This is a genomic window from Terrabacter sp. 05T424, from assembly GCF_056396225.1.
Genome location: NZ_JBFTLB010000001.1, coordinates 484,221 through 498,948 on the forward strand (window position 1 = coordinate 484,221; position 14,728 = coordinate 498,948).

Annotated in this window: 17 protein-coding genes; 13 read left to right on the plus strand and 4 right to left on the minus strand. The window is 71.4% G+C overall.

Annotated elements, in window-relative coordinates; all coding sequences use genetic code 11:
- Positions 1 to 35 precede the first annotated feature (35 nt).
- The 4 genes from fdxA (at position 36) to AC1DE0_RS02280 (ending at position 3,359) form a co-directional block, all read left to right on the plus strand.
- Positions 36 to 362: a ferredoxin gene (gene fdxA / locus AC1DE0_RS02265; protein ID WP_020143133.1), complete on the plus strand. Its 327-nt coding sequence runs from the start codon at positions 36 to 38 to the stop codon at positions 360 to 362.
- Entirely contained in the window at positions 359 to 1,492 is a 1,134-nt protein-coding gene (gene dapC / locus AC1DE0_RS02270; protein ID WP_478096678.1) for a succinyldiaminopimelate transaminase, read from the plus strand. The genes fdxA and dapC overlap by 4 nt, the downstream gene beginning before the upstream one ends.
- Before the next feature lie 144 nt (positions 1,493 to 1,636).
- The gene (locus tag AC1DE0_RS02275; RefSeq protein ID WP_478096680.1) at positions 1,637 to 2,917 is read left to right on the plus strand and encodes a citrate synthase; all 1,281 of its coding nucleotides are present in this window, start codon (positions 1,637 to 1,639) and stop codon (positions 2,915 to 2,917) included.
- 91 nt (positions 2,918 to 3,008) lie between these two features.
- Positions 3,009 to 3,359, plus strand: coding sequence for a hypothetical protein (locus tag AC1DE0_RS02280; protein ID WP_478096682.1), 351 nt, complete (start codon positions 3,009 to 3,011; stop codon positions 3,357 to 3,359).
- Between the two features lie 61 nt (positions 3,360 to 3,420).
- On the opposite strand, the gene AC1DE0_RS02285 is transcribed toward AC1DE0_RS02280, so the two are convergent.
- Positions 3,421 to 4,311 (minus strand): hypothetical protein, encoded by an 891-nt coding sequence (locus tag AC1DE0_RS02285; protein WP_478096684.1) that lies wholly within the window; start codon positions 4,309 to 4,311, stop codon positions 3,421 to 3,423.
- 62 nt (positions 4,312 to 4,373) lie between these two features.
- A complete protein-coding gene (gene dapD / locus AC1DE0_RS02290; RefSeq protein ID WP_478096686.1) occupies positions 4,374 to 5,306 on the minus strand; it encodes a 2,3,4,5-tetrahydropyridine-2,6-dicarboxylate N-succinyltransferase in 933 nt (310 codons plus the stop codon).
- A gap of 97 nt (positions 5,307 to 5,403) precedes the next feature.
- On the opposite strand from dapD, the gene dapE reads away from it, so the two are divergent.
- Genes dapE through AC1DE0_RS02310 form a run of 4 tightly spaced genes read left to right on the plus strand, consistent with a single transcriptional unit; the run spans position 5,404 to position 9,009 of the window.
- Positions 5,404 to 6,510 (plus strand): succinyl-diaminopimelate desuccinylase, encoded by a 1,107-nt coding sequence (dapE, locus tag AC1DE0_RS02295; RefSeq protein ID WP_478096688.1) that lies wholly within the window; start codon positions 5,404 to 5,406, stop codon positions 6,508 to 6,510.
- A 23-nt stretch (positions 6,511 to 6,533) separates the two neighbouring features.
- A complete protein-coding gene (locus tag AC1DE0_RS02300; RefSeq protein ID WP_478096690.1) occupies positions 6,534 to 7,307 on the plus strand; it encodes an LOG family protein in 774 nt (257 codons plus the stop codon).
- Complete coding sequence (locus tag AC1DE0_RS02305; RefSeq protein ID WP_478096692.1) at positions 7,304 to 7,795, plus strand: cell division protein DivIVA; 492 nt, start codon at positions 7,304 to 7,306, stop codon at positions 7,793 to 7,795. The genes AC1DE0_RS02300 and AC1DE0_RS02305 overlap by 4 nt, the downstream gene beginning before the upstream one ends.
- Complete coding sequence (locus tag AC1DE0_RS02310; RefSeq protein WP_478096694.1) at positions 7,792 to 9,009, plus strand: hypothetical protein; 1,218 nt, start codon at positions 7,792 to 7,794, stop codon at positions 9,007 to 9,009. The genes AC1DE0_RS02305 and AC1DE0_RS02310 overlap by 4 nt, the downstream gene beginning before the upstream one ends.
- Positions 9,010 to 9,031: 22 nt before the next feature.
- Here AC1DE0_RS02310 and AC1DE0_RS02315 read toward each other — a convergent pair whose 3' ends face one another.
- On the minus strand, positions 9,032 to 9,865 hold the full coding sequence (locus AC1DE0_RS02315; protein ID WP_478096696.1) for an enoyl-CoA hydratase/isomerase family protein: 834 nt from the start codon (positions 9,863 to 9,865) through the stop codon (positions 9,032 to 9,034).
- Positions 9,866 to 10,017: 152 nt separating this feature from the next.
- Here AC1DE0_RS02315 and AC1DE0_RS02320 point away from each other — a divergent pair, with 152 nt between their 5' ends.
- On the plus strand, positions 10,018 to 10,191 hold the full coding sequence (locus tag AC1DE0_RS02320) for a DUF3117 domain-containing protein (protein WP_013493416.1): 174 nt from the start codon (positions 10,018 to 10,020) through the stop codon (positions 10,189 to 10,191).
- A 117-nt stretch (positions 10,192 to 10,308) separates the two neighbouring features.
- Here the strand turns inward: AC1DE0_RS02320 and AC1DE0_RS02325 are convergent, their stop codons facing one another.
- Positions 10,309 to 10,932 (minus strand): O-methyltransferase, encoded by a 624-nt coding sequence (locus AC1DE0_RS02325; protein WP_478096698.1) that lies wholly within the window; start codon positions 10,930 to 10,932, stop codon positions 10,309 to 10,311.
- A gap of 72 nt (positions 10,933 to 11,004) precedes the next feature.
- Here AC1DE0_RS02325 and AC1DE0_RS02330 point away from each other — a divergent pair, with 72 nt between their 5' ends.
- The 4 genes from AC1DE0_RS02330 (at position 11,005) to AC1DE0_RS02345 (ending at position 14,699) form a co-directional block, all read left to right on the plus strand.
- The gene (locus AC1DE0_RS02330; RefSeq protein ID WP_478096700.1) at positions 11,005 to 11,463 is read left to right on the plus strand and encodes a hypothetical protein; all 459 of its coding nucleotides are present in this window, start codon (positions 11,005 to 11,007) and stop codon (positions 11,461 to 11,463) included.
- Between the two features lie 143 nt (positions 11,464 to 11,606).
- Positions 11,607 to 12,266, plus strand: coding sequence for an RNA polymerase sigma factor SigE (gene sigE, locus AC1DE0_RS02335; protein ID WP_478096702.1), 660 nt, complete (start codon positions 11,607 to 11,609; stop codon positions 12,264 to 12,266).
- Between the two features lie 19 nt (positions 12,267 to 12,285).
- Positions 12,286 to 12,963, plus strand: a complete 678-nt coding sequence (locus AC1DE0_RS02340; protein WP_478096704.1) for a hypothetical protein — start codon at positions 12,286 to 12,288, stop codon at positions 12,961 to 12,963.
- A complete protein-coding gene (locus tag AC1DE0_RS02345) occupies positions 12,960 to 14,699 on the plus strand; it encodes a S1C family serine protease (RefSeq protein WP_478096707.1) in 1,740 nt (579 codons plus the stop codon). Before AC1DE0_RS02340 ends, AC1DE0_RS02345 begins: the two co-directional genes overlap by 4 nt.
- The last annotated feature ends 29 nt before the right edge of the window (positions 14,700 to 14,728 follow it).

Here is a 14,728-nt window from a genome sequence, read left to right on the forward strand (position 1 = left end):
CGCTCCCGAACGCTCCACAGGAGGTCCCGCTCCCCATGACCTACGTCATCGCCCAGCCCTGCGTCGACCTGAAGGACCGTGCCTGCATCGAGGAGTGTCCGGTCGACTGCATCTACGAGGGCAAGCGGTCGCTCTACATCCACCCCGACGAGTGCGTCGACTGCGGCGCCTGCGAGCCCGTGTGCCCCGTCGAGGCGATCTACTACGAGGACGACGTGCCTGAGCAGTGGGCCGACTACTACAACGCCAACGTCGAGTTCTTCAACGACCTCGGCAGCCCCGGCGGCGCGGCGAAGCTCGGCGTCATCGACAAGGACCACCCGCTCATCGAGGCCCTGCCGCCGCAGGAACACGACGAGTGACGACTCCCGGTGGGCCCGTTCGTGGGCTCGACCTTCCTGACTTTCCCTGGGACTCGCTCGCGCCGTACAAGGCGCGAGCGGTCGCGCATCCGGGGGGCATCGTCGACCTGTCGGTCGGCACCCCGGTCGACGGCACCCCCCAGGTCGTACGCCGTGCGCTGGCCGAGGCGGCCGACGCCCCGGGCTACCCGCTGACCGTCGGCACCACCGACGTGCGTGAGGCCGTCGTCGAGTGGTTCCAGCGCCGGCGCGGCGTCACGGGCCTCACGACCGACGGCGTGCTCCCGACCATCGGCAGCAAGGAGCTCGTGGCCTGGCTGCCCACTCTCCTCGGCCTTCGCGCCGGAGACGTCGTCGGCATCCCGGCCGTGGCCTACCCGACCTACGACATCGGCGCCCGCATCGCCGGCGCGACGAGCGTCGTCGCGCAGTCGCTGACGAGCCTCGGCCCCCTCACGGCGTCCACGACGCCGAAGCTGCTGTGGCTCAACAGTCCCGGCAACCCCAACGGCCAGGTCCTCGGCGTCGACCACCTGCGCAAGGTCGTCGACTGGGCCCGAAAGCACGGCGTCGTGGTCGCGAGCGACGAGTGCTACGCCGAGCTCGACTGGCGCGACGGCCAGTCCGGCACCGCGACTCCGAGCATCCTGCATCCCGACGTCTGCGACGGCGACCACACGGGGCTCCTCGCCGTCTACTCCCTCTCGAAGCAGTCCAACCTCGCCGGCTACCGGGCCGCCTTCGTCGCCGGTGACCCCGCGATCGTCACCACGATCCTCGAGGTGCGCAAGCATGCCGGCATGATCATGCCCACACCCGTGCAGCACGCGATGGCGGTCGCCCTGCGCGACGACGCCCACGTGCAGTCGCAGCGTGCGGCATACGCCAGGAGGCGTGAGCAGCTGCTCGCGGCGGTCACCCGTGCGGGGCTGCGCGTCGACCACTCCGAGGCCGGGCTCTACCTGTGGGCCACCCGCGAAGAGGATTGCTGGACAACGGTTTCCGACTTTGCCGACCGCGGCATCCTCGTGGCTCCCGGCTCCTTCTACGGCGCTGCCGGCGCCCAGCACGTGCGCATCGCCCTGACTGCCACCGACGAGCGCATCGCGGCAGCCTGCGAACGCCTCTGACCCCGTGCGTCACGCCCGTCACGGCGGGTGTGCGTGCGGTGGCCCGGGGATGGACCTGTGTTCTCGGCCGCCAGCACGCTGGGGTAACGTCGCTCGCGGATACGTCCGGCGTCTTTGGGCCGGAGTGACAGGAGGCGAGGAACAGTGACGAAGGCAGTGGAAGCGACACTCAAGGTCGCAGACAAGGAACTCACGTTCCCGGGCGTCGACGCCGTCCAGGGCAACGACGGGCTCGGTGTGGGCTCCCTGCTCAAGGAGACCGGCCTCGTCACCTACGACGTCGGTTTCGTCAACACCGCATCGTGCAAGAGCGCGATCACCTACATCGACGGCGACGAGGGCATCCTGCGGTACCGCGGCTACCCGATCGCCGAGCTGGCAGAGAAGTCGACGTTCGTCGAGGTCGCCTACCTGCTCATCTACGGCGAGCTGCCGACGCCCGAGGAGCTGACGCGCTTCGAGGACTCCATCCGCCGGCACACGATGCTGCACGAGGACCTCCGCGCCTTCTTCAACGGCTTCCCGCGTGACGCCCACCCGATGCCGGTGCTCAGCTCGGCCGTCTCGGCGCTCGGCACGTTCTACCAGGACAGCCTCGACCCGTTCGACCAGGAGCAGGTCGAGATCTCGACGGTCCGCCTCCTCGCGAAGCTGCCGACCATCGCGGCGATGGCCCACAAGAAGAGCGTCGGCCAGCCGTACATGTACCCCGACAACTCGCTGTCGTTCGTCGAGAACTTCCTGCGGATGACGTTCGGCTACCCGGTCGAGCCCTACGAGGTCGACCCGACCGTCGCCAAGGCGCTCGACCTGCTCTTCATCTTGCACGCCGACCACGAGCAGAACTGCTCGACCTCGACGGTGCGCCTCGTCGGCTCGGCCCACGCGAACCTCTTCAACTCGGTCTCGGCCGGCATCCACGCCCTGTCGGGCCCGCTCCACGGCGGCGCCAACCAGGCCGTGCTGGAGATGCTCGGCAAGCTGCACGAGTCGGGCGACGACCCGAAGAAGTTCATGGAGAAGGTCAAGAACAAGGAGGACGGTGTCCGCCTCATGGGCTTCGGGCACCGCGTCTACAAGAACTACGACCCGCGTGCGGCCATCATCAAGAAGGCCGCCGATGACATCCTCGAGAAGCTCGGCCAGAACGACCCGCTGCTCGAGATCGCCAAGGGCCTCGAGGAGATCGCCCTGGCCGACGACTACTTCGTCGAGCGCAAGCTCTATCCGAACGTCGACTTCTACACCGGCCTCATCTACAAGGCCATGGGCTTCGAGTCGAAGATGTTCACGGTGCTCTTCGCCATCGGTCGCCTCCCGGGCTGGATCGCCCAGTGGCGCGAGATGATGAACGACCCCGAGACGAAGATCGGCCGCCCGCGCCAGATCTACACCGGCGAGGCCGAGCGCAGCTACCCGGCCTGAGCGGCCCCAGAACGGCCTGAGGCCGTTCCGAACCGAGATCCACCCGATGCCCCCGCCCCGCAAGGGACGGGGGCATCGGCATGATGGGTCGATGGCCAAGTACCTCGTCAACGACGCGGCGGTCGCCCGGTGCCGCGAGCTCATCGACAAGCGGCAGTACGTCCTCGACAGCGACTGGGGGCAGTCGCAGCCCGACGCCGAGGCCCAGAACGCGTACCTCGAACGGCACTCGTGGGACGACTACGCCGCGTGGCACCTGGGGCTCACCGAGGGCGCGAACGACGAGACGAAGGCGCGCTACGCGTTCGTCTACGGCGACCTGCGGCGGGTGCACCGCACGGCGCTCATCGCCTGCGTCTACCGCGCGTCGGAGTGGCGGCACAAGGACGTCGAGCTCGCGGCGCACGACCTTCTGCAGCACCTCGACAAGGCGACCGGCTGACCACCGCTTTGAGGTATGCGCGCCGCAGTTCCTGCCGCGCGTATACCTCAAACGGGTGGGATCAGCCGAGCTTGACGGTGACCGTCGTCCCAGCCGTGCCCGCCGACCAGCCCTCGTCGCCGTGGCCGCGGTCCCAGGTGCGCTCGCCGATCGAGACGGACGTGACGCCGTACATCTCGGCGCGCGCGACCGCCCAGTGCGCGACGGCCCAGGCCGTCGTGGCGTCCGCGGCGCTGACGATCACGCCGCCGCCGCCCGGGCGGGCGGAGGTGACGCCCATCTGCTGCGACAGGTCGCCGACCACGCGGGAGGGGGCGACCGCCTGCTTGACCGCGTCGAGGCTGCAGGTGAGCCCCGCGGGGGAGTGGCCGGTCAGCGTCGAGGCGAGCACGCGGCCCTGACCCTCGTGGTCGCGGTAGGCCTCGGGAAAGCCGCTCTTCTGCACGCGTTGGGCGATCTTGGTGATGTCGGCCGTCTCGTAGCCCCTGAACTTCTCGAGGGCGTCGTAGAACGCGTTCGTCGCGTGGACGGGGTCGAGGATCTGCGACTCGGTGCCCCAGCCCTGGCTCGGCCGCTGCTGGAAGAGGCCCACCGAGTCACGGTCGCCGTAGCGCAGGTTGCGGATCTTCGACTCCTGGAAGGCCGTCGTCAGCGCGATGGTCGCGGCGCGCGGCGGCATCTGGCGCTTGACCGACAGGGCGGCGATGAGCGCGGCGTTCGCCGTCTGGTCGGGGTCGAACGTCTCGGTCATGCCCGACGCCTTGATGGTGCACTGCGGGTTGACCACGCTGGAGATGAGGAAGCGGGCACCGAACCAGCCGCCGGTCCCGACGAGCGCCAGCACGACGAGCATGGTCACCCAGCGTCGCCGACGGCGCACGGGGGCGCGCCCGCGTGAACCTCCGCGGTCGCGGGATTCGGCGAGGGTGGGGCCCGGTCGGGTCGTCGGCATGGGGTCCTCAGGTGGTCCGGCTCTGGTCTGAACCGGTGGGTGGGTCGGGGTTCCGGTTCGGGTCAGTCGTTGGCGTGGAGGGCGGCGTTCAGGGTGATGCCCGTCCCCTTGCGGTCGCGGGCCTCGACGGCACCGCTGACGCTGTTGCGGATGAACAGGATGTTGCTCGATCCCGACAGCTCCTTGGCCTTGACCACGGACCCGTCGGGAAGCGTTACCTTGGTCCCCGCCGTCACGTAGAGCCCGGCCTCGACGACGCAGTCGTCGCCGAGGGCGATGCCGATGCCTCCGTTGGCTCCGACCAGACAACGCTCACCGATGCTCACGCGTTCCGTGCCGCCACCCGAGAGCGTGCCCATGATCGAGGCGCCGGCGCCGATGTCGGAGCCGTCGCCGACGACGACGCCCTGCACGATGCGGCCCTCGACCATCGAGGTTCCGAGCGTGCCGGCGTTGAAGTTGCAGAAGCCCTCGTGCATCACGGTGGTGCCGGCGGCGAGGTGCGCGCCGAGGCGCACGCGGTCAGCGTCGGCGATGCGTACGCCCTGGGGGACCACGAAGTCGGTCATCCGCGGGAACTTGTCGACGCCGTAGACCGCGACCTGCTGGCCGCGGGCGCGCAGGCGCAGCCGGGTCTGCTCGAAGCCCTCGACGGCGCACGCGCCGGCGCTGGTCCACGCGATGTTGGGCAGGGCCCCGAAGATGCCGTCGAGGTTGATCGTGTTGGGCGCCACGAGGCAGTGCGAGAGCAGGTGCAGGCGCAGGTACGCGTCAGGGGCGTCGGCGGGTGCCGCGTCGAGGTCGATCTCCACGAGCCGCACCTCGGTGCTCACCCGTCGGGCCTCGTCGGCGCCCGTCAGGGCCTCGAGGGCCTCTGGAGCCACCGCGTCGGCGGGTGCCGTGCCCAGCGCCGGCTGCGGGAACCAGGTGTCGAGCACCTGCCCGTCATCCGTGATCGTCGTCAGTCCGTGACCCCATGCGCTGCGCTCCGACATGGCGGCAAGGATATGGGGCAGCGTGCCGGGTCGGCACACGCACCCGCGGAGCGGACTCCGAGAGCCCGGCGCAGGGTGTGGCCGCTAGCCTTCCCGTATGCCGTCGACCCCGCTGCCCGCAGACCCGACCTCCGCGACCGGCCCCGTCCTCGACCTCGGCGCCGACGTCACGACGCTCACCGCGGCGATCTGCGACATCGAGTCCGTGAGCCAGGACGAGGAGGCGCTCGCCGACGCCATCGAGGCGGCGCTGCGTGCGCTCACCCACCTCGAGGTGACCCGCGACGGCAACACCGTCGTGGCCCGCACGTCGCTCGGACGCGACGAGCGAGTCGTGCTCGCGGGTCACATCGACACGGTGCCGCTGACCGATGTGCCCAACCTGCCCACCCGCACGGTCGACGATGTGCTCTGGGGCCGCGGCACGGTCGACATGAAGGGCGGCGTCGCCGTCATGCTCCGCATCGCGGCCGAGGTCACCGAGCCGGCCCGCGACCTCACCTTCCTCTTCTACGAGTGCGAGGAGATCGACGGGAAGTTCAACGGTCTCGCCCGTCTCGCCGACACCTCGCCCGACCAGCTCTCCGGCGACTTCGCCGTGCTGCTCGAGCCGACCAACGGGGCCATCGAAGGCGGTTGCAAGGGCACGCTGCGGGTCGAGATCACGACCAAGGGCATCGCCGCGCACTCGGCTCGGCCCTGGAAGGGGCACAACGCGATCCACGACGCCGGTGCGGTGCTGGCCCGGCTGTCCGCCTACGAGGCCGAGACGATCACCGTCGACGGGCTCGACTACCACGAGGCCCTCCAAGCCGTGGGCATCACGGGCGGCATCGCCGGCAACGTCATCCCCGACCGCTGCGTCATCACCGTCAACTACCGCTACGCCCCCGACAAGAACACCGACGCGGCCCTGGCCCACGTGCGCCAGGTCTTCGACGGGTTCGACGTCAACCTGACCGACGCCGCCGACGGCGCCCGCCCGGGTCTGCTCCTGCCGGCCGCCAAGGCGTTCATCGACGCGCTCGGCGTGCCGGTGAGCGCCAAGGAGGGCTGGACCGACGTCGCCCGCTTCTCGGCGCTCGGCATCCCCGCCGTCAACTACGGGCCCGGAGACCCCAACCTGGCCCACATGGACGACGAGCGCTGCCCGGTGCAGCAGTACGTCGACGCCGAGGCCGCCCTGCTGCGCTGGCTCGCATAGGCGCGCCGCATAGGGTTGTCGGTGTGACCGACGAACAGCCCGACGCCCGCATCCCCGGGGAGCCGCGCGAGGACCGCCGCCAGACCGGCCCGGTGACCCTGCGCCGTCACAAGGTGCCCCCGACCACGACCGACCAGCGCCTGCTCGAGGGCCATCAGCCCGCCGACTGGCTTCACGCCGACCCATGGCGGGTCATGCGCATCCAGTCGGAGTTCGTCGAGGGCTTCGGCGCCCTGTCGGAGCTCGGCCCGGCCGTGGCCGTGTTCGGCTCCGCGCGCACGCGACCCGACGACCCGGCATACGCCATCGGTGTCGAGGTCGGGCGCCTGCTCGTCGAGGAGGGCTACGCCGTCATCACGGGCGGCGGCCCGGGCGCCATGGAGGCGGCCAACAAGGGCGCGTTCGAGGCGAAGGGCACGTCGGTGGGGCTCGGCATCGAGCTGCCCTTCGAGACCGGGCTCAACGAGTACGTCGACCTCGGCATCAACTTCCGCTACTTCTTCGCCCGCAAGGTCATGTTCCTCAAGTACTCCCGCGGGTTCATCGTGCTGCCCGGCGGGTTCGGCACGCTCGACGAGCTCTTCGAGGCGCTCACGTTGGCGCAGACCCGCAAGGTCACCGAGTTCCCCGTGGTGCTCATGGGCGTGGACTACTGGCAGGGCCTGCTCGACTGGCTGCGTTCCACGGTGCTCGACAACGGCATGATCAGCCCGGCCGACCTCGACCGGCTCGTCGTCACGGACGACCCGCAGGAGGCCGTCAAGCTGATCCGCACCTACGAGGAGCCGCGCACGTGAAGTGGTTCATCCTCCTCGTCGGGATCATCGTGCTGTGCCTCGTCGTGGCGCTCCTGCTGGGGCTCGCCGGCGGCGGCCTCGGGCGCGCGAGCTCGAGCCTGAGCCACGAGCCGCTGCCCGACGAGGCGCTCGCCGACACCGACTTCGACGACCTCGTCTTCGACGTCGGGGCGCGCGGCTACCGCATGAGCCAGGTCGACGGTGTCGTCGACCGGCTGCGTCGCGAGCTGCGCGAGAAGGACGAGGAGATCGCCGTGCTGCGCGGTGAGCCCGTCCCGGCTGCCGCTGAGGCCGCCACCGATGACGGGTCCGACCCCGAGCCGGGCCCCGAGCGCGAGCCCGGCACCGACCCGGGGCCCCACCCCGGGGCACGTCGCGTCGCCGCTCCCTCGCCGGACCCCGTCGTCGAGCACGATGCACCGGAAGTCGACGACGGCGAGGCACGTACGCCGTCCGCACCGTCGGTCGGTCACGAACGCACCCCATGACCCAGATCCACCCGCTGCGCCCGTTGGGTTCACGGCGCGTCTTCATCGCGTGGGTGCTCGCTGCGTACGCCCTCGCCCGTGTCGTGTCGACGACGATCCTGCTGCTCGTGCTGCCGCACCAGGTGCCGAGCAGCATGACGGGCGGCGAGGGGGTGCCGGTCACCTACTTCTCGTTCACGGCCCTGTGGGACGGCGAGTGGTACGGCCGCATCGCCGACAGCGGCTACCCCGACGTCCTGCCGGTCGGTGACTCCGGCAGGGTCGGGCAGAACCCGTGGGCCTTCTACCCGCTCTTCCCGCTGCTGTCGCGCCTGTTCATGACCCTCACCGGTCTCGGCTTCCCGACCGTCGCTTCGACCATCGCGCTGCTCTGCGGCGTCGGCGCCGCCGTCCTCATGGGGCTGCTGCTCCGCGAGCGCATCGGCGACCCGGCGGCATACCTCGTCGTCGCGCTCTGGGCGAGCTTCCCGGCCTCGGTGACGCTCCAGCTCGCCTACACCGAGTCGCTCGCGATGCTGCTGCTGCTCGGCTACCTCTACGCGCTCTCGCGGGAGCGCTGGCTGGTCGCGACGGCGGTCGCCCTGCTCATCGGCCTGTCACGGCCCATCGCGGTGCCGTTGGGTCTCGTGACCCTCGTGGTCGTCGTGATGCGGTGGCGGAGGCGGCGCGAGCGGCCGATCACGACGGGGACGTACGCGTCCATGCTCGCCTCGCTCGTCGGCTGCGGTGTGGCCGGCCTGCTCTGGCCGGCGATCGCCTGGTGGCGCACCGGGTCGAGCTCGGCCTACACCGACACGATGGCCTCGTGGCGCAGCTACGACACGGTCCAGCTGTTCGTGCCGTGGATCGACCGGGTGCAGGACCCGACATGGGGGCCCTGGCTCGTCGGCGGGCCCATCGTCATCCTGCTCATGGTCCTCGGACCGTGGGCGCGCAACCTCGGTGCCGACCTGCGCACCTGGACGCTGGGCTACACCTTCTACCTCATCGCGACGCTCGACCCGTTCACCAGCATCTTCCGCTACCTGCTGCCCCTGTTCCCGCTGCTCGTCGTCGTGCTGGGCGCCGGCTGGGCCGACCGGCGCGGCAACACGTGGAGGCGCCTGCTGTGGCGGTTCGTTCCGATCCTCGTGGTCTTCGTCGCCGGCCAGTACTGGTGGACCGACGTGCTGTGGCGCTACGTCCCCTCGCCCACGGGCGACTACCCACCGTGACCTGGGCGGCGCCCGGGACACCTCAGGTGCCGGTGTAGGTGGGGGCCTGCTTGGCGAGGAACGCGTCGACAGCGGCACGGTGGTCGTTGCTCGCGCCGGTGAGGGCCATCAGCTCGGCCTCGTTCGCGAGGGCGTCGGCCAGGTCGGCGCTCGCCGAGTACGCGACGGCCCGCCGGATCGAGCCGTAGGCGAGGGTCGGTCCGTCGGCGAGCTGACGCGCGAGCTCGCCCACCGCGGCCTCGAGCTCGTCGGCCGGCACGACCTTCGTCACCAGGCCGAGCGCGAGCGCCTCGTCGGCAGGGACCGTGCGCGGCAGCAGCAGCAGCTCCTTGGCGCGAGCCGGCCCGACGAGACGGGGGAGCGACCACGAGGCGCCCGAGTCGCACGAGAGTGCGATGCCGGCGAACGAGGTGTTGAGCCCGGCCCGGTCCGACGCGATGCGGAAGTCGCAGGCGAGGGCGAAGCTGAGCCCGGCACCGGCAGCCACACCGTTGAGGGCGGCGACGACTGGCTTGTTCATCGTCGAGAGCGCCGTGACGATCGGGTTGTAGTGGTCGGTCACCGTCGTGGCGAGGGTGGAGGTCGGGTCGCCGAGGCTGCGCACGTGCTCCTTGAGGTCCTGGCCCACGCAGAACGCGCGGCCGGTGCCGGTCAGCACGACGCAGCGCACCGCGGGGTCGTCGCCGACCTCGCGCAGGGCCGACACGAGCGCGTCCTTGAGCGCGTTGTCGAGGCTGTTCATGGCGTCGGCCCGGTTGAGCCGCAGCCAGGCGATGCCGTCGGTGACCTCGACGAGCAGCGGGGCGGGGGAGCCGGGGGTCTCGTCGGTGCGGCGGTCGTCGGCGGTCTCGGTCATGGGCGTCACTCTGTCCCAATCCGTCCCGGGACGGAAGCGTTGCGGGCTCCCTGGGGCCCTGACGTGCGGACTCTCACATCCCGGATTAGGTCTCGCAAACGAGACACGGAATAATGGGGCCAAAGACCGAGGATTCCTAGGGAAGGGGAACCATGGCAGCAATGAAGCCGAGGACCGGCGATGGCCCGCTCGAGGTCGTCAAGGAGGGCCGCGGCATCGTGCTGCGGATGCCCCTTGAGGGCGGTGGCCGGCTCGTCGTCGAGATGACCCCCGACGAGGCTGCGGCTCTGCGTGACGCGATCCAGGGTTGTGACGGCGTCAACTGACCCTTCGCCTGATCCAGGTTCGACGGCCCCTGACCAGTCCGGTCGGGGGCCGTCTCGCGTCCCGGCCCGCCTCGACCGGGGCGTATGCCGCCCGGCCTGCCGGGCGGCATACGTGATCTAGCGCTTGACGGCGACGAGCAGGCCCTCGCCGACGGGCAGGAGCGACACGGCGAACTGGTCGTGGTCGCGGATGCTGCGGCCGACGTCACGCAGCGTGCGGGTCTCGGCGTCGCGGTTGGCCGGGTCGGACTCCTTGTCGCTCCACGTCATGACGAGGGTGCCGCCGGGACGCAGCAGCCGCGTGGCCTGGGCGAGGTAGTCGGGGTACTCGTGCTTGTCGGCGTCGACGACGACGAGGTCGTAGGCGGCGTCGGTCATGCGGGGAAGCACCTCGAGGGCGCGGCCGGCGATGACGCGGGTGCGCTGATGGGCGATCCCGGCCGCCGCGAACGCCTCGCGGGCCGCGCGCTGGTGCTCGGTGTCGAGGTCGATCGTCGTGAGGATGCCGTCGGCCGGCATGCCGCCGAGCAGCCACAGGCCGGAGGCGCCGGCGCCCGTGCCGATCTCCATGACCGCCTTGGCTCCGATCGCCGCCGCGAGCATCTGCAGCACCGAGCCGACGCCGTTGCCGACCGACTCGGCGCCGAGCTCCTCACCCCGGCGGCGGGCCTCGTCGACGTGCTCGCTCGCGGCGACGAAGTCCTCGGCGTGCGACCAGGCTGCGACCTTCTGGGTGCTCATGTCCGTCACCCTACTGTGACCGGATGTGCGGCTTCGGCCACCTGTCAGGCCTGATCGGGTAAGGATCAGGTCATGGACGCAGCGGACAGCCCCACGACCGAGCACCGTCGTCCCGATGGGGTCGACGACGCGACGGTCGAGGCACTCGGCAAGCTCTCCGAGGCGCTCGAGGTGGTCGAGGACGCCCGGGGGCACCTCTACGGGTTCCACCGACTGACGGGCACGGCCGACCTGGCGCTCGGCGAGGCCGTGGACCTGCTGCGCGACGCGGGCCACCCGGATCTCGCCGACACGATCTCGACCGAGCTGGTCGGGCGCAACGTCGTCGAGGGCCGGTGGACCTTCCAGATCGTCGAGGAGTACGACGACGGCTACTACGCGACGTTCAAGCGGCTCGAGGCGCTCGCCAGGGACGACCTCGTCGGCGGCCGGCGCCACCTCTTCGAGGCGGAGATGAAGGAGGAGCGCCGCACCCACGGCCGGCGCCACCACGAGGCCGCTCCGCACGACGGCAGCGAGCAGTCACCGTGACCGTCCCTGACACGCCCCCACAGCCGATCCACAGGTTCCGGCTGGCGCTCCGACAGCCTGATTCGGGACGATCAGCGGGAACGAATCGAACATCGGCGGCGTTCTTGTCGTTGAACCATCCCCGTGAAAGGCCCCGTTCTCCAGTGAGCACCAGCGTGACGTCCACCTCTCCCGCCCGCGGGGAGCAGGCCGACTCGACATGGACGCCTCCCACCTGGGAGGAGATCGTGGAGCAGCACTCGGCCCGCGTCTACCGCCTCGCCTACCGCCTGACGGGCAACCCTCACGACGCCGAGGACCTGACGCACGACGTCTTCGTGCGCGTCTTCCGGTCCCTGCACTCCTACCAGCCCGGCACGTTCGAGGGCTGGCTGCACCGCATCACCACGAACGTCTTCCTCGACAAGATGCGGCGCAAGCAGCGCATCCGCTTCGACGCGCTGCCCGACGACGCCGCGGGTCGCATCCCGAGCTTCGAAAAGGGCCCCGAGCAGACCTACCACGACGCCCGTTTCGACGACGACGTGCAGCGGGCGCTCGACGCGCTCGCGCCCGAGTTCCGGGCCGCCGTCGTGCTCTGCGACATCGAGGGCCTCTCCTACGAGGAGATCAGCGCGACGCTCGGCGTCAAGCTCGGCACGGTGCGCTCCCGCATCCATCGCGGCCGCGCCCAGCTGCGTGAGGCGCTGGCCCACCGCGCCCCCGAGGTCGCCGCTGCGGCCCGTCCCGCCAAGCCCGGCACGCGCACCGGCCGCGCCGGCCTGCGCCTTCCCGGTCGTCGAGTCGCGGCGAGCACGCGCTGATGGGGTCGGGGGTGATGTCGTGACGCCGCACCTCAAGGGGCACGTGCGCGCCTACGTCGACCACGCGCTCCCGCCCGCGCTCATGCACCTCTACGACAAGCACGTCGTCTGCTGCACCACGTGCCGCGCCGCCGCGGACCAGGAGCGGCGCATCGTCGCGTCCCTGCGCGCCGACACCGGCGTGCCGATGAGCCTGCGCACCTCGCTCATGGGTCTCGCCTCGGCGGTCCCCGCCCAGGCCGCGCCGGCGCCCAGCGCGCCGCGCGTCCCGATGCCACCCCTCGGCTTCCGTATGCCGTCCGCGCCGTCCTACGACCCGGTGCCCACCGTGCGCCCGACGGCACCGGCCCTGCACCGCTCGCCGATGCGCGCCGCCGTCGTCGCCTCGATCGCAGCCGGTGCCTCCGTCGCCGCAGCCTGGGGCCTGGCCATCACCCCGGTCCCGGGCACCCGCACCGCCGTGGTGCATGGACCCGCGGCGAACTTCGGCGCCAACCCGGCGAGCTCCTCGAACCTCGGTGGCACCGCACTGCCGGTGAGCCGGGTGTCCAAGCGCGACTCGCAGCGCACCGACCTCGGCGGGCGCGCCGCCTACTGGGTCGTCACGACCCGGGTCGTCAACCGTGCGCCCACGCCCTCCGAGGCACCGGCCCTCTTGCGTGGTGCCGACGTCGGTTCGACACAATCAGGTCCATGACCGACGAGTCGACGACACCGGACCGCGAGCCGACCCCTGGCGCGCAGGCCCCCGAGCCCGGTGAGCCTGCACGACCTGACCGCGAGGGCTCCGCGAACGCCTGGGCCCCCGCGCCCGAGCGCGAGCAGACCGGCATCATCGACCTGCACGACACCCGCGCCATCCCCGCGGCCCCTCCGGCTGCGTCGGCGGCATCCACGCCCGCGCCTGAGGTGTCGTCCGTCGCCACGGGCCCGAGCGGTGGCTCGACCGCTGCGCCCACGGGTGCGGGCGATGCCGCCCCCGCCCGCGACGACAGCGGCGACGACGCCTGGTTCGACGTCTTCGGCGGCGAGCACCCGGGTGAGGGCGCCGGCGTTCCCGCCAAGGCCGACAGTCCCTGGGGCAGCGACCGCGCCGACGCGCGCGCCGAGGAGGCGCACCGCTCGGCGTATGCCCCACCGGTGCCCGACGCGGCGAACAGCCAGTCGAGGTCAGGTCCCACGACCGACGCCGGCAGCCCTGCCGGTGGCCCAGCGGGCGCAGGTCTCGGCGCGGCGGCGGCAGGCGGCCCGACGGCATACGCAAGCGCAGGCCCCCAGGGCCTGGCCAACGGCTCGACCGTGCCCGACGCGCCGGTCGGCGGCGGTGTCCTGCTCACCGACGAGCCCACCCCTCCTGCACGTCGACGCCGGGGCCGGCTCGTGGCCGCCGTGGCGGGCCTGTGCCTGCTGTCAGGTGTCGTCGGCGGGGTGGCGGGCCAGCTCGCCGAGGGCCGCATCAACACCGGCGCCTCGACCTTGCCCGAGCCCGGTCCCGGCGCCACCGCGCGACCGCCCGGCTCCGTCGCCAACATCGCCGCGGTCGCGCTGCCCAGCGTCGTCACCATCAAGGTCGACGGCGGCAGCGAGGGTTCGGCCACCGGGTCCGGCTTCGTCATCGACAACAAGGGACACGTGCTGACGAACAACCACGTCGTCGCAGCGGCTCCCGACGGTGACATCGAGGTCGTGCTCAGCAACGGCGACGCCCAGAAGGCCACGATCGTCGGGCGCGACACGAGCTACGACCTCGCCGTCCTCAAGATCGCCCGCACCGACCTGACGCCGCTGCGCCTCGGACCCTCCGACAAGGTCGTCGTCGGTGACCAGGTGATCGCCGTCGGGGCGCCGCTCGGGCTCGACCAGACCGTGACCACCGGCATCGTGAGCGCGCTCAACCGACCGGTCAGCGCGGGTGAGGGCACCGAGTCCTCGTTCATCAACGCGATCCAGACCGACACGGCCATCAACCCCGGCAACTCGGGCGGTCCGCTGCTCGACATGAGCGGCGAGGTCATCGGCATCAACAGCGCCATCGCCCGCGTTCCGGGCACGAGCGGCTCCACGGGGGGAAGCATCGGGCTCGGTTTCGCCATCCCCAGCGACCAGGCGCGACGCACCGCCGACCAGCTCATCGCCACCGGCAAGGCGACCCACCCGATCATCGGCGTCTCGCTCGACCGCACGTTCTCCGGCGACGGCGCCCAGGTCCTCTCCACGCCCGGCGCCGTGACCGCTGACGGCCCCGCCGCCAAGGCCGGCGTCAAGGGCGGCGACGTCGTCGTCGGCTTCGAGGGCAAGCGCATCCGCACGCCCGACCAGCTCATCGTCGCGATCCGCGCGCGGGCCGTCGGCGACACCGTGAAGCTCACGGTCGAGCGCGGCGGCAAGGAGATCGAGCTGAGCATGACGCTCGAGGCGGAGCCCGCGAAGTAGCTCCCGGCCGGCCGACATAGGATGGCGCA

Excerpts from the sequence above, each read along its gene's own strand:
- dapD (WP_478096686.1), bottom strand. The coding sequence starts at position 5,306 with ATGTCGGAGCGCAGCGCATGGGGTCACGGACTGACGACGATCACGGAT.
- AC1DE0_RS02285 (WP_478096684.1), bottom strand. The coding sequence starts at position 4,311 with ATGCCGACGACCCGACCGGGCCCCACCCTCGCCGAATCCCGCGACCGC.
- AC1DE0_RS02280 (WP_478096682.1), top strand. The coding sequence starts at position 3,009 with ATGGCCAAGTACCTCGTCAACGACGCGGCGGTCGCCCGGTGCCGCGAG.
- AC1DE0_RS02315 (WP_478096696.1), bottom strand. The coding sequence starts at position 9,865 with ATGACCGAGACCGCCGACGACCGCCGCACCGACGAGACCCCCGGCTCC.
- AC1DE0_RS02325 (WP_478096698.1), bottom strand. The coding sequence starts at position 10,932 with ATGAGCACCCAGAAGGTCGCAGCCTGGTCGCACGCCGAGGACTTCGTC.
- AC1DE0_RS02330 (WP_478096700.1), top strand. The coding sequence starts at position 11,005 with ATGGACGCAGCGGACAGCCCCACGACCGAGCACCGTCGTCCCGATGGG.
- AC1DE0_RS02310 (WP_478096694.1), top strand. The coding sequence starts at position 7,792 with ATGACCCAGATCCACCCGCTGCGCCCGTTGGGTTCACGGCGCGTCTTC.
- dapE (WP_478096688.1), top strand. The coding sequence starts at position 5,404 with ATGCCGTCGACCCCGCTGCCCGCAGACCCGACCTCCGCGACCGGCCCC.
- fdxA (WP_020143133.1), top strand. The coding sequence starts at position 36 with ATGACCTACGTCATCGCCCAGCCCTGCGTCGACCTGAAGGACCGTGCC.
- AC1DE0_RS02320 (WP_013493416.1), top strand. The coding sequence starts at position 10,018 with ATGGCAGCAATGAAGCCGAGGACCGGCGATGGCCCGCTCGAGGTCGTC.
- AC1DE0_RS02345 (WP_478096707.1), top strand. The coding sequence starts at position 12,960 with ATGACCGACGAGTCGACGACACCGGACCGCGAGCCGACCCCTGGCGCG.